At 67.3% G+C, this 14,204-nt stretch carries 9 protein-coding genes; 2 read left to right on the top strand and 7 right to left on the bottom strand.

Features of this window, described 5'->3' with window-relative positions; translation table 11 throughout:
- Positions 1 to 256: 256 nt before the first annotated feature.
- Positions 257 to 1,603, bottom strand: coding sequence for an MFS transporter (locus tag ACZ3HL_RS36380; protein ID WP_465535896.1), 1,347 nt, complete (start codon positions 1,601 to 1,603; stop codon positions 257 to 259).
- A gap of 39 nt (positions 1,604 to 1,642) precedes the next feature.
- On the opposite strand from ACZ3HL_RS36380, the gene ACZ3HL_RS36385 reads away from it, so the two are divergent.
- On the top strand, positions 1,643 to 2,197 hold the full coding sequence (locus ACZ3HL_RS36385) for a hypothetical protein (protein WP_465535898.1): 555 nt from the start codon (positions 1,643 to 1,645) through the stop codon (positions 2,195 to 2,197).
- Here ACZ3HL_RS36385 and ACZ3HL_RS36390 read toward each other — a convergent pair.
- Positions 2,175 to 2,579, bottom strand: coding sequence for a hypothetical protein (locus tag ACZ3HL_RS36390; RefSeq protein ID WP_126735010.1), 405 nt, complete (start codon positions 2,577 to 2,579; stop codon positions 2,175 to 2,177). The genes ACZ3HL_RS36385 and ACZ3HL_RS36390 overlap by 23 nt on opposite strands.
- Positions 2,580 to 2,842: 263 nt before the next feature.
- Here ACZ3HL_RS36390 and ACZ3HL_RS36395 point away from each other — a divergent pair, with 263 nt between their 5' ends.
- Positions 2,843 to 3,472, top strand: coding sequence for a hypothetical protein (locus ACZ3HL_RS36395; RefSeq protein WP_465535900.1), 630 nt, complete (start codon positions 2,843 to 2,845; stop codon positions 3,470 to 3,472).
- 73 nt (positions 3,473 to 3,545) lie between these two features.
- Here ACZ3HL_RS36395 and ACZ3HL_RS36400 read toward each other — a convergent pair whose 3' ends face one another.
- The 5 genes from ACZ3HL_RS36400 to mmsA form a co-directional block, all read right to left on the bottom strand.
- A complete protein-coding gene (locus tag ACZ3HL_RS36400) occupies positions 3,546 to 7,280 on the bottom strand; it encodes a glycoside hydrolase family 2 TIM barrel-domain containing protein (protein WP_465535901.1) in 3,735 nt (1,244 codons plus the stop codon).
- A gap of 22 nt (positions 7,281 to 7,302) precedes the next feature.
- The gene (locus ACZ3HL_RS36405) at positions 7,303 to 8,760 is read right to left on the bottom strand and encodes a family 43 glycosylhydrolase (protein ID WP_465535903.1); all 1,458 of its coding nucleotides are present in this window, start codon (positions 8,758 to 8,760) and stop codon (positions 7,303 to 7,305) included.
- Between the two features lie 2 nt (positions 8,761 to 8,762).
- The gene (locus tag ACZ3HL_RS36410; protein ID WP_465535905.1) at positions 8,763 to 11,297 is read right to left on the bottom strand and encodes an alpha-L-arabinofuranosidase C-terminal domain-containing protein; all 2,535 of its coding nucleotides are present in this window, start codon (positions 11,295 to 11,297) and stop codon (positions 8,763 to 8,765) included.
- 128 nt (positions 11,298 to 11,425) lie between these two features.
- Positions 11,426 to 12,673, bottom strand: a complete 1,248-nt coding sequence (mmsB, locus tag ACZ3HL_RS36415; RefSeq protein WP_465411565.1) for a multiple monosaccharide ABC transporter permease — start codon at positions 12,671 to 12,673, stop codon at positions 11,426 to 11,428.
- 3 nt (positions 12,674 to 12,676) lie between these two features.
- Positions 12,677 to 14,200, bottom strand: coding sequence for a multiple monosaccharide ABC transporter ATP-binding protein (mmsA, locus tag ACZ3HL_RS36420; protein ID WP_465535906.1), 1,524 nt, complete (start codon positions 14,198 to 14,200; stop codon positions 12,677 to 12,679).
- Positions 14,201 to 14,204: the final 4 nt, after the last annotated feature.

Below are 14,204 nucleotides of genomic sequence, written 5' to 3' on the forward strand. Positions count from 1 at the left end.
CGACCACGCCCTACACTCGGCCTCCTCACACCAGCACAAGCACTCGACAAAGCACTACTTGCAACAACCAGTTGAAACCGCCTGGCTTTCGCAACCCTCAACGTTGCGAAAGTGGCTTTCGCAACCTCCCGCCGTTGCCCAACCGCGCGGAACGCCGGGGCGATGCCGTCCGCTCCGCATGGCACATAAAACGTATCGAGCCCCGAGCAAAGCGCCCGAATCACCGCAATTAGCCGACTAATTGCGGTGGGCGACCTCAAGCCACCTCGATCACCCGAGAGTGCCTCGGCAGCCGGAGCGCGGCCGCGGCACCGCCGACGGCGACAAGACCGATGAACCCGAACACGACACCGAAAGCCAAGACCGGCCGCGATTCGATCCCCGCCAGGATCGCGCCGGTCACCGCCACCCCGGCCACCGCCCCCACCTGCCTGACCGTGTTGAACAGACCAGAGGCACCGCCCGCGACAGCGGAGTCGACGGACGCCATCGCGATGGCGGACAGGGGTGACCACGCCATCGCGTTGGCAGCGCCCAGAAGCGCGGCACCCACCGAGATCCACCAGGGATTCAGGTTCAGGACCACTACCAGCCCGATGAGCAGAAGGCTCGTAGCGAGAAGGCTCATGCCGAGTATCGCCGGTCGGCGCCCGCCCACCCGGTCGACCCAGCGGCCGGCCGGAGGCGACAGCAGGATCGCGACGACGGCGTCCGGCGCGAGGACCATCGCGGCCTCCATCGGGCCGAAACCGCGGCTGTCTTGGATGTAGAGCATCGTGGGCAGTGCCATCGCGAGAACCGTCGCACCGAGCGACGCCATCGCGAGGCTCGCGGACAAATACCCGGGCGAGCGGTAGAGCCGCAACGGTGCGAGGGCGTCCTCACCTTGCCTACGTTCTCGGAACCAGAAGCAGACGAGCAGCCCGACGGCGAGGGCGGCCGCAGGCAACGAAAGCGGGCTCCAAGACAGGAGTGCCCACACCAGAAGACTCAAACCCGCCGTACTCGACGCGGCTCCGAGCAGATCGAAGCGTGTCGCACTTCCTTGGCTTCCCGGAATCAGGCGGATGCCCATCACCACGGCGACGGCGCAGAGCGGCACGTTGATCCAGAAGATCCAGCGCCAATCCAGGCTCGCTGTCAGCAGCCCGCCCAGGATGGGGCCCAGCAAGGTGGCGGCCGCCGCCACCGAGCCCCAGATGCCGAACGCGCGACCCCGCTCATCTTCGGCGAAGAGCCGCCGGATCAATGTGAGTGGTTGCGGTGACATCGCGGCCGCCGCCAGGCCTTGCAGGATCCGGAACGCGATGAGCCATCCGATCGACGGCGCGATCCCGCACAGCGCCGAGGCGACGCCGAAACCTCCCATGCCGAACAGGTAGACCCGTTTGGGGTCGAAGAGATCGCCGAGACGACCGGCGACCAGCAGCGGAACCGAAAACGCGAGCAGATAACCCGCCGTCACCCAGAACAACGCGGCGACGTCCCCGCCGAGGTCGGCCTGGATGCTCGGGCTCGCCACCGCGACAATGGTCGTGTCCAGCAGGAGTACGAAGAATCCCGCCAGCAGGGCCGCGAGCCCACCCCACCTCGAGGAACCCATGTCACACACCTTATCCACGCGAAACAGCGAGTCTTCGCCATGACCGCTCTTCCGCGCGGCGGAGGACCCGCCAAGGCCTTGGCCACCGTCGAAGCGAGTATCGAGGACCGCTGGCGGTCGTTCCTCGCGGAATACGGGGTGGCAGCCGGGACCAGCGAGGAGATCGACCTCGCCGAATCGGTCGTCGCCGACACTTCCGTGTTCGACTGGCGGATCGTCGACGCAGCCTTCGACAGATTGACCTGCACGGACTGCGGCAACGGGCTCGGCTCGGGTCCCGTCGGCTGCGGGAAATGCGACCAGGCCGACGGATTCCGGTTCGCGGCCATCGAAACCGACCGGCCAGCCACACCGCCGGGCACCGAGCACGGGCTCCGCGTCGCCACCGCGGTCGCCCGCGCCCGGCACCGCTACGGCGCGCGGGCCCGCTGCGGTTTCGAACTAGGTCTTCCGCTTCTCCTCGACGGCGAACTGCCCGGTACGCCTCAAGCGCAGGCGTACCGGGCAGCGATCAACAGGCTCACGGAAGAGGAATGCGAGCGCGTGACCTCGTTCGACGAGGTCACGCGGCTCAGTAGTCGTCGCGTCCGGTGAACTGCTGCTCCAGCAGCTCCGCCGAGCCCGCGACGAGTTCGAGTGGATCGGTGAACTCGTTGATGTCGAGGTTCACCAACGGCAGGGAATGTCGTAGCACCAGGTGCTCTCCCATGACGACCAGTCCCCCGACGACGATCGTGTTGCCGATCTCGGTCAGCACGGTCGTGAGATCGACCTGGTCGACGCGCGCGAACGGCGTCGCGATCTGCACCCAGTCCTCGCGGCGGTCGAAGACCTCCCGCGCGATGACCACGGTCTGGGCCCGCTCTTCGTAGTCGTCGTCACCGTAGGACAACCGGATGCGGATTTCGTCCGGTTCGTCCTTCACCACCCGATATTCGTGCCGTACGAACGCGACCAGATCGGCCCATTCCGCCATGAATTCAGTCTCCCTCGCAGTCGAAGATCAAGACTAGCGACTGCGGCGGCGAAGAGGACGGCCTCGACCCGACATCACCCGGACAGCTGTGGCCGTGCGCGTTCCGGCACCGAAGCTTAGCCCCAGAGGGTGAAAGGAGTGAGCCGCCAGGTCCTACGACCGGATCACCCCAGGTTCAGTCCGAGAATTGTCGAGCAGACTCACCCCGAGTCCACCTTGATCTTGTTGTAGCCTCTTTCGGCATCTTTGACAGGGGAGACCATGTGACGAACAACGATCGCGACCGGTCGGAAACCAACCGGGCGAGAAACGGCAAATCTCCGGATCCGGCGGTGACCGCGGCGCTCGTCAGCCGGCGTGGAGCTATTTTGGCGGCTGTCATAACCGCGACGGTGGGCTTGGTGGGCGCGGTGATCGTGGCACTCATCAACACCAGCGCGCAGCCGGCGAAGGGGGCCGACGACCGAGGTGCGGCGTCGACGTCGCCGAATGCCACCAGCGCGCAGCCACAGGAGACCAAACCCGCCGAAGCCCCCGCCGAGCAGGTGAAGCTGGACGCGGACATGGGAGTCGACCTCGATCAACCCCGCGCCACCCCGGTCTCCGCATCGGGACCCAACGGTGACATGGACCTCCACTTCAGCGGAAGCAATCTGGCGGCCAATCGCACGGGCCTGTTCTATTACCACGGAACCGAACAGGAAGCAAAAATACAGTGCCCGAAGATCGTTTCCGAGGGAAAGGGGACCGTTCCCGGCCCCACGGTGATATCCGCCGGCGGCCAACTTTGCCTGCGGACATCCAAGGGAACGGTCGGGTGGCTCAGCGCGAACGATGTCAAAATCGGCGAGAATTCCGGCTATATCGTGCTCAATTACAAATTGTTCCGCTAGCGGCGTGAGGTGCCGCGAAAGCCACTTTCGAGACATCACGCGTCTCGAAAGTGGCTTTCGCGACCTCCTGAGGTCACCCGCCGGTCGGCACCCCCGCCCGCGCTTCCTGCTGGGTCAACGGACGCAACGACAGCGTGTACTCGTACGTGCTGTCAGGTTGAACCTGGCTGCGTTCCCGCACCGGGTTCGGCGTGTCCCCGACCCCGGTCACCGCGTGGCTCGCGTGCAGCGTGAACCAGCCCTTGTTGCGCTGCAACTGGAAGGGGTACGCCGCCCGGTCGAGATCGTCGAACGGTGTCACGCTGACGTCGTTCGCGCCCCCGACCAGCAGGCCACCGGTCCGGCCGTCGGTGAGCAGCGCCCACCGGCTGTCGGTGTGGTTTCCGTGGTCCTGCGGCCGGTGGTACTCGACGTACTGCTGGTCCACCGTGCTCGACTGCACGCCGATCGGCGTCCCGTCCTTCCGGTCGACGTAACTCTCGGCTTTCCGCCCATACCAGGCGAACCGGTCATATCGGTCCGGCACCGCGAGCGAGACACCGATCCGGGGCAAGTACGGCAGTGTGCGCACACTCCCCTGCGGAATCACCCGGTTGCCGAGGCTCAGGGTCCCGGTCCGGTCGACGGCGTAGGTCATCGTCTGGTCGAACCACGCCCCGGCGACGTCCGGCGCCGCGACCCGGCTGTCGACGATCACGCGCACGCCGCGCGAGCCGTCCTTCTCGACCCGGACGCCCGTGACCGTGGTCTTCAACCGGTCGAGCCCGGCCTTGCGCCAGTCCTCACCCTCGGCCCGGCCCCAGGCGAACGTCTCGTTGCTGATCGGTGCCCGCCAGGCATCGAGTTTCGGCCCGGCGGTCAGCAGTTCCTTGCCCTGGTGCCGGATCGACGCCAGCGCGCCGGTGGTCTTGTCCACCCGGTACGTGACTCCGGCCGCCGACGCCGTCACCGAACCCGCGTCCTCGACGACCCCGACGGACCGCCCGGCGAGCGGTGACCGGTCCAGGCCCGGAATCCGCTTCCCGCCGAGCGAGAACTGGTCGTGTGCCAGGACGTGTCCCCGGGCGAGCATCGGCTCGCCCTGGGTCGTCACCGCCTCGACGGTGAGGAACCGCTCACGGTCCCCGGGATTCGGCGGCACGGGTACGGCGACCCGCCCGGTCGTCCCGGCGCCGACCCGCAACGGCTGTTCGCCGCGGGCGACGATCCGGGAGCCTTCCTGGATCCGCCACCGCAGGTTCAGCTCGTCGGTGCCCTTGAACTGCCGTTCGTTGGTCACCGACAACGAACCACCCGTGTAGGCGAACCGAAGCGGCTGATGCGCCCACGCCATCTGCGCGGTCTCCGGCTGCGCCGAACGATCCGAGTCGATCAGACCGTCCACACCGGACAGACTGGAGCCGTAGGACAGGTGACTCCCCCGGTCCGCGACCCTGTCGAAGTCCAGCGCCAGGACGGCACCACCCGCCGGGGTGGAGCCGGACAGCTCGGCGGCGGACAGCGGCTTGTCGTAGATGCGGACGTCGTCGACGGCGCCGCGGCCCATCCAGCCGATACTCGACGGGTCGTTCCACGACGTCTCGAAGTCACGGCCGATGTTGACCTCCGCCGAAGACGAGTCGATCGCGCCGGTGAACGGTTTGTTCCCGATCTCCTTGCCGTCGAGGTAAAGCCGCAAGGCGGTTCCGTCGTAAGTACCGCTCACCCGGTGCCAGTTGCCGTAGAAATCGGCGGGCACCTTCGCCTGTACCGCCTGCCACGTTCCACTGTGGATGAAGAACTCCAGTGTGTCCTGCGTCTTCATCTTGAGCGCGTACTGGTGGTCGCCCTTGCCGAGGATGCGGAAATCTCCGGTCCACTTCCCCGGCTTCACCCAGGCGTCCAGGGTCAGCGCCTTCCCGGTGATGTCGAGTTTCCGGTCGCGGTAGACCTCGACGAAATCGTCCAGCCCGGACAGCTCCAGCGCCTTGCCGCGATGACCGTCGACCAGCTCCGGCTTGCCGCTGAGGTGCGCCGAGATGTCGTTGCCCGACGAATCGGGCGTGATCCGGATCCGCTGCCGGATGTTCTGCTCCGCCCAGTCCCAGATGAACCCGCCCTGGGTCTGCGGATTCGCCCGGATCGTGTCCCAGAACTCGCGGAAGTTGCCGAGGCTGTTGCCCATCGCGTGGGCGTATTCGCCGAAGATCAACGGCTTCGTGGTGTTCTTCGCCTGCTCGGCGAACTTCTCCGGCGAGGGATACCGTGGCCCCCAGACGTCGGCGAACGGCGCGTCGCCGTCCGGGCTGTTCGACTGGTGGTAGATCGGCCGGGTCGGTTCGTTCGCGTCCAGCCATTCCGCCAGCGCGAAGTGATGCGCGCCGAGACCGGCCTCGTTGCCGGTGTCCCACAGGAAGACGCTCGGGTGGTTCTTGTCCCGCTCGACCATGCCGATCATGCGGTCGAAGAACGCGTCCCGCCAAGCGGGGTCGTTCGCCTGACAGTACCGGGCGCAGTTCTCGTGGTTGTGGGTCTCGATGTCGATCTCGTCGTCGATCCAGAGCCCGTGCCGGTCGGCCAGTTCGTAGAAATAGGGATCCGACGGGTAATGCGAGGTGCGGACCGCGTTGACGTTTAGCTGCTTCATCAGCGCGACGTCGCGTTCCTGCGCGCGCCGGGGAACGTGCCTGCCGTGATCGGGGTCGGTCTCGGCGCGGTTGACGCCCTTGAACAGCACCCGTTTCCCGTTGACCAGCAGCTGCTTGTCGCGGATCTCGATCTCGCGGAACCCGACCGTCTCGCTGGTGATGTGCGTGACGCGGCCGTCGGGCGTGGTCAACGTGAGCACCGCCGTGTACAGGTTGGGTGTCTCGTCGGTCCACTTCGCCGGGTTGCGGACGGGCAGGTTCAGCGCGGTCTTGCCACCCGGCTCGACCTCCCCGCTCACGGTCCCGACCTCCTTGCCGGCGGCGTCGCGCAGGCTCAGCCCGACACGGTGCTTGCCCGTGGTCCCGCCGGGTTTGGTGGCGACCTCGATCGCGGCCTTGAGGGTGGCGTCGGTGTAGGTCGCGTCGAGGTCCGTCGTCAGGCCCACGTCCTGGATGAACGTCCCCGGCGCCGAATGCAGGGTCACCGAGCGGAAGATGCCCGAGTACCGCCACTGGTCGACGTCCTCCAGGTAGGCACCCGCGCTCCAGCGGTGCACCTGCACGGCGATCCGGTTCGGGCCCGGGCGCAGCGCGGAGGAGATGTCGAACTCCGCCGGCGTGTAGCCACCCTGGTCGTAGCCGATGTACTTCCCGTTGACCCAGACGAAGTACGCCGACGTGACGCCCTCGAAGCGCAGGAAGGTCTCGCGTTCCGTCCAGTTCGCGGGCAGGGTGAAGTCACGGACGTAGGCGCCGGTCGGGTTGACATCACGCGGGACGCGCGGCGGGTCGTCGGGCTGGATCTCGGTGGCGATGTTGCGGAAGATCGGGTGGTCCAGACCGTCCGTCTGCCAGGTGTGCGGGACGGACACCTCGCGCCAGCGCGAGGCGTCGTAGCCGTCGTCGTGGAACCCCTTCGGGACCTGGGACGGGTTGTCCGCCATCGCGATCCGCCACTTGCCGTCGAGGGACAGCGTGTACGGGCTGCGTTCGTCGCGGCGGGCGGCGGCGGAGACATCGGCGTACGGACGAAGGAAAGCGTGCGGTGGCTCCTGACCTTCGGAGACTTTTCGTGGATCGTCGAGATAGGACTGGACGTCGGCGGCCGCCGGAGAGACGGTCGCGACGAAGGTCCCGGCGAGCATCGCCAGGACCCCGACGATGGGGCGTGTTCGCAGCACTGCGTTCAACCTCCCAGAGAGTTCAGCTGAGCCGGAAGCTGACCCGTTGACGATCCCGCACCGCGGCACCGGGACGGAAGACCAAGATCCTTCCCTTGTCGTGGGCCAAATAGGTGGCAGGTTCACCCGGCAGGCGGAACGACACCGCCAGGCGGTCGGAAAGGCCCGGCACCTGGGTGAAACTCGCCGCCCGGCCGTACGCGTCGCTCTCGTCGTACGGATCGATCCGCACGGTCGTCGCGTCCACGACCCGGACGTACCGGTCCGGGAAGTTCACCGATTGCAGGGCCACGGTGCCCGCTCCGCGGAACCCCGCGACGATCCGGAACTGCGAGTCGGCGAGCTCGCGGACGTTGCCGTCGGCGGTCAGCCGGTACTCGTAGTGCCGCACGTACAACGCCGGGTCGTCCAACGGGGACAGTCGCACGCAAGGGCCGCCTTTGCCCACCGGGACACCGAAACTCGGTGTCCCGTCGTCGTTCCAGTACAGCCGCTGCACCCGGGTGTGCCGGTTCGGGTCGTACAGCGGATCGCCGGTGATGTCGCGGTAGTCGCGGGCGTGGTACACGAGAACGTCCGACCCGTCCTCGGCCACGGTGAACGAGTTGTGTCCCGGGCCGTACTGCCGGGTCGCCTCGTTCGTGGTGAACACCGGCTGCGGCGACTTCGTCCACGAACGCGGGTCGAGCAGATCCGAACGTTCGTCCGCGGTGAGCAGCCCCATGCAGTAGCGGGCGTCGGTCGCGCTCGCCGAATAGGTCATGAACACCCGGCCGTTGCGGACGATCACCGCCGGCCCCTCGTTGACCTTGAACCCCTGGACCTCCCAAGGCAGGGTCGGCACCGCGAGCCGGACGGGGTCGCCCTTGAGCGCCAGCGGTGAGGCCATCTCGGCGAGGTACAGGTTGCTGTTGGTCGCGATCCCGGGTTCGCTCTGCGCCCAGGCGAAGTAGCGTTTGCCGCGATGCTCGAACGTCGTCGAGTCCAGCGTGAAGGTGTCCCACTTGGTCACCATCTGCCCGCGCAGCACCCACGTGCCCGCGCGCGGATCGTCCGAAGTGGACTCCAGCACGTAGGTCCGGATGCGGAACACGTCGTCGGAGTCGCCCGCGGCGAAGTAGACGTACCAGCGCCCGTCGATCCGGTGCAGTTCCGGCGCCCAGATGTGGCCGCCCATCTTCCCGGACGACGGACGTCGCCAGATCGTCGTCTCCCTGGCGGTGGCCAGGCCGTCGATCGTGGCGGCGCCGCGTACGACGATGCGGTCGTACTCGGGCACCGAACCGGTCAGGTAGTACATCCCGTTCACCGGCCGGGTGACGAACGGGTCGGCCCGCTGCTCGACGAGCGGATTCCGGGTGGTCAGCGAGACGCGAGGGGCCTCGGCGGCTTGGGCCGTCCCCGGCACCAGGCTGCCGACGGCGGTGACGGCCAGGAGCCCGCCTCCGGCTCTGAACAGGTCACGACGGTCGATGGTCATGGTCATCCCCTCACTCGGGCCGGGAACCGCAGGAAGGTCACGGAATTCGGTGGGAACGTGTAGGTGAAGGTGTTCGACACGCCGGAGAACCGCGACTCGCGTGGCGCGATCGGGGTGGCGAAAGCGGTGTTGACGTCATTGGGCGAGCCCTGCAACGTCGTCACGCGGGCGGTCGAGCCCGGCTGGACGCGGGTGCCGAGATCGACCCGGGTCCGGGCGGCCGCGGCCTGCGCGTTGACGACCTTGACCACGAGTTCGCCGGTCTTGACGTCGCGGGTGACGACCTGCCGGAACGGCTCGGCGACCTTGTCGTCGGTGAACGAGCCCCACTTCTGCCCGTCGAGGAACAACGTCACCTGACGGCCCCGCACCTCGACCCGAAGGTCGTACTGCTTGCCGGTCTCGATCTTGGTGTCGTTCTGGAGCAGGGTCGTCTTGCCGCCACCCTCGGTCTTCTCGACGGCGGACACGGTGTTGTTCCAGCCACCGAGGTTCCACCAGTAGTTGTTGCCGGTGTCCTTCACGCCGAACGCGACCAGGAAGCCTTCCTTGCCACCGGTTTTGGTCGCCTTCACCGAGAAGTCGTAGTTGCTCCACGAGGGATCACCCGCGGTCACCAGGGTGTTCTCGGCGGCCTGGTCCGACTGGACGTAGGCCCCGTTCGACACCGCCCAGGAGCCCCGGCCGGCCACCTTCGACCAGCGCGAGTCGCCGCCGGAGAAGTCGTCCGAGAACAGCTGCGCGCCGTCCGCCGAGGTGACCTTGACGTCGTCGTAAGCAGCGCTCGTCGCCCAGGTGGACAGCCCGATCGCGCCCGAGATCGGGGCGACCGTGGCAGGGGTGGCCGACGCCTTGCTCGGGACGACGTGGTCACCGACGTTGGTCATGAACAGCTTCTGCGTCTCGTAGCTGGCCGAACCCCACGAGCGCTGGTTGTCGAACCAGATCATGTCCGGTTTCCACTGCACGTAGTCGGTGTTCGCCAGCAGCGGCGCGTACGACGCGAGCTTGACGATGTCGGCGTTCCGCTCCAGCCCGGTCATGTACGCGGCTTCGGCCAGCGCGTTGCCGAACTTGTTGTCCAGCGACGCGTACTCGCCGAGGAACACCTTCGGGCCGTTGCGGTCGTAGGTGTCGTAGCGCTGGTTGTTCTGGAGGAACCACTGTGGACTGTTGTAGTAATGCTCGTCGACCATCGAGACCTTCGCGTTCCGGTTCAGGTCCCACAGCCGGTCGAACGTCGTGCCGGTGTCGTCCGGTCCCGAGTTGCTGATCACCGTGATCCCCGGGTACTTCGCCGCGATCGCCTTGCGGAACTCGGTGAAGCGGGCGAAGAACTCGTCCGGCAGGTTCTCCTCGTTGCCGACGCCGACATGCGTCAGGTTGAACGGCGCCGGATGCCCCATCTCGGCCCGCTTCTTGCCCCAGGTCGAGGTGACCGGGCCGTTCGCGAACTCGATCAGGTCGAGGGTGTCCTGGATGTGCCGCCGCAGCAGCGCCGGGTCGTCGGTCGCCTTGTTCTGCCCGCAGCCGGTGACCAGCGCCGGCACCACCGGCAGCGGCATCGCGCCGATGTCCTCGGAGAACTGGAAGTATTCGTAGTAGCCGATGCCGTAGGACTGGTTGTAGCCCCAGAAATTCGCGTTCGTGGCTCGCTGCTCGACCGGGCCGATGGTGTCCTTCCACTGGTACGAACGCTTCCGCTCCCAGTTCGGTGCCTCGTAGCCCTGGTGGCTTCCGGTGTTGACCAGGCAGCCGCCGGGGAAGCGTACGAAACCGGGCTTGAGCGCGGCGATCTTCTCCGCGAGGTCGGCCCGCATACCGTTGGGCCGGTTCTTGTAGGTGTCGCGCGGGAACAGCGACACCATGTCGAGCCGCAGCGTGCCACCGCCGGACGCGGTCAGCGCGAGCCTGCCCAGCGCACTCGACTCCCGCGCCCGGACGGTGCCGGTGTAGCGCACCCAGCCGTCGCCCCGGACCCGCACCCGCAGCGGGTCGGCGAGCGCCCTGCCCGCCGGATCGGTGACGGCCACCGTCAGCGGAGTGCCCGCCGCACGATCCGTCCTGGCGAACACCGAGAAGTCGTACTGCTTGCCCTTCTCGACCCGGATGCCCGAGTTGTAGCCGGAATTCGCGACGCCGTACTCACCGTTGGCGAGGTCGAGCTTGAGATAGCGGCGGTTCCGTTCGTTGAGCCGCCGGTCGTCGTCGGCCACCGTCGCCGTGCCGGTTCCGCCGTTGAGCGACGTGGGCGCCCACGAGGTCAGCGGCGTGTACGACGCGTTGTCGGCCTTGTCGTACTCGAAGGACCGGTTCTGCACGAGTTCGGCATACAGGCCACCGTCCGCCGCACGGTTGATGTCCTCGAAGAAGACCCCGTACATCGAACGGTCGATCGCGGCACCGCGTCCCGCCGCGTCCACGGCGAGGCTGTAGTCGGTCGTCGGTGTCTGGCCCGAAGCGGTCTGAACGGGCACGAGGACACCGGCGGCGATGGTCAGGGACAGCACACTGATCCGGGTTGACCTGCTGCGCACAGCACTTCCTTTCGCTTCTTTGCGAGGAAACCCTGAAACTGCGTATGGAGCGCGGGCCGCGTTGCGAAAGCCACTTTCGCAACGTTGAAGGTTGCGAAAGTGGCTTTCGCAACCTCCTCGGCCTCACCTCAGGCGGCGGTCCGTGCCCGCCGTTTCGTCCAGATGTCGTAGGCGACGGCGGCCAGCAGCACGAACCCCTTGACCAGGTTCACGCTTTCGGTCGGCGCGCCGATGAGGGACATGCCGTTGTTGATCACGCCCATGATGAGGCCGCCGGTGATCGCGCCGACCACCTTGCCGACCCCGCCCTGTACCGCGGCGCCGCCGATGAACGCCGCGGCGATCGCGTCGAGTTCGAACATGTTGCCCGCGGTCGGCCCGGCCTGGTTGAGCCGTCCGGCCACGATGATCCCGGCGAGCGCGGAGAGCACGCCCATGTTGACGAAGATCCAGAAGGTCACGGACTTGACCTTCACGCCGGACAGCGTCGCGGCCTGGAGGTTCCCGCCGATCGCGTAGACGTGGCGGCCGAACACCGCGCGCGTCGTCACCAGCGAGTAGCCGATCACCAGCACGGACAGCAGGATCAGCACCCACGGCAGGTTCTTGTACCGCGCCAGCTGCACCACCACGAACAGCACGACGGCGGCCGCCGCGACGATCTTCAGCAGGAACATCGGCAGCGGGTCCACCTCCTGCAGGTAGTTCAGCCGCGCCGTCCGCTTGCGCCAGCGCGAGACGACCGCGCCCGCGATGGCCAGGGCGCCCACCAGCAGGCTGACCACGTCGGCGCCGCCGAGCGGGCCGAGCCCGATGTTGCCGAGGTAGCCGCCGGTGAACCCGTTCGCCAGCGTCCGCACCTCGTCCGGGAACGGGCCGATGCCCTGGTTACCGAGCACGGTGAGGGTGAGGGCGCGGAAGATCAGCATTCCCGCCAGCGTCACGATGAACGCGGGGATGCCGAAGTAGGCGACCCAATACCCCTGCCACGCCCCGATCACGGCGCCGACGGCCAGCGTGATCAGCAGCGCGATCGGCCACGCCACGCCCATGTTCACCATCAGCACGGCCGAGATCGCGCCGGTCAGCGCCACCACGGAACCCACCGACAGGTCGATGTGCCCGGCGATGATGATCAGGATCATGCCGATCGCGAGGATCAGCACGTACGAGTTCTGCACGATCAGGTTCGAGATGTTCTGCGGTTCCAGCAGCGCGCCGCCGGTGAGGATCGAGAACAACACGACGATCAGCGCGAACGCGACGTAGATGCCGCTCTCGCGCGGGTTGAACGAGATCCGGCGCGGCGCCCTGGCCGGCGCGGCTCCCTGCTGGTCACCGACACCGGTGACGGTGTCGGCGGAGGCGGTGCTCATGTCTTACTCCTGTTCCCTGGTCATCGCCCGCATGAGGACCTCTTGGGTGGCCTCGGCCCGGCCGACCTCACCGGTGATCCGGCCCGCCGACAACGTGTAGATCCGGTCGCACAGACCGAGCAGCTCCGGCAGCTCGGACGAGATGACCAGGACGGCCTTCCCCTCGTCGGCGAGCCGGTTGACGATCGTGTAGATCTCGTACTTCGCGCCGACGTCGATGCCGCGGGTGGGCTCGTCGAGGATCAGCACGTCCGGATCGGTGAGGATCCATTTGGACAGCACGACCTTCTGCTGGTTGCCGCCGGAAAGCGTGCCGGTCACGCTGCGCACGTCCGGTGCCTTGATGTTCATGCTCTTGCGGAATTCTTCGGCGACACGGTGTTCTTCGTTCTCGTCCACCCAGCCGCGCCGGGCGAGTTTGCCCAGCGCCGCGCCGGAGATGTTGCGCTGGATGTCCTCGATGAGGTTGAGCCCGTAGCGTTTGCGGTCTTCGGTGGCGTACGCGATGCCGTTGGCGACGGCGTCGCCGACCGTGCGCACCTCGATCTCCTTGCCGTCCTTGACCAGGCGCCCGGAGATGTCCTTGCCGTACGAGCGGCCGAACACGCTCATCGCGAGTTCGGTCCGCCCGGCGCCCATCAGTCCCGCGAGCCCGACGATCTCGCCGCGCCGCAGCGTCAGGCTCGCGCCGTCGACGACGACCCGGCCGTGTTGCGTGGGGCTGTGCACGGTCCAGTCCTCGATCCGGAGGACCTCGTCACCGATCCGCGGTTCCCTCGGCGGGAACCGGTTCTCCAGTTTCCGGCCGACCATCCCGGCGATGATCCGGTCTTCGGTCACCGTGCTCGCGTCGAGCGTCTCGATCGTCCTGCCGTCCCGCAGGATGGTGATCGAGTCGGCGATCGCGGCGATCTCGTTGAGCTTGTGCGAGATCAGGACGCAGGTGACGCCGTCGTCGCGCAGGCCGCGCAGCAGGTCGAGCAGATGCGCCGAATCGTCGTCGTTCAGCGCCGCCGTCGGCTCGTCCAGGATCAGCAGCTTGACCTCTTTGGACAGTGCCTTGGCGATCTCCACCAGCTGCTGTTTGCCCACACCGATGTCGAGCACCGGCGTCACCGGGTTCTCCCGCAGGCCGACGCGCCGCAGCAGCTCGCCCGCCTCGGCGTTGGTCCGGTTCCAGTCGATCAGCCCGCCGCGTGCCTTCTCGTTGCCGAGGAAGATGTTCTCCGCGATGGACAGCTGCTGGCACAGCGCGAGTTCCTGGTGGATGATCACGATCCCGCGGCGTTCGCTGTCGCGGATCGCGGAGAACGCGCACGGCTCGCCGTCGAAGACGATCTCGCCGTCGTACGAGCCGTGCGCGTAGACGCCCGAGAGCACCTTCATCAGCGTGGACTTGCCCGCGCCGTTCTCGCCGCAGATCGCGTGGATCTCTCCCCGGCGCACCGACAGGTTGACGTCCTGCAGCGCCTTGACGCCGGGGAAGGTCTTGGTGATCCCCCGCATCCGAAGGATTTCGTCGGTCACGTCG

The sequence above is a fragment of the Amycolatopsis sp. NPDC000009 genome (assembly GCF_055563465.1).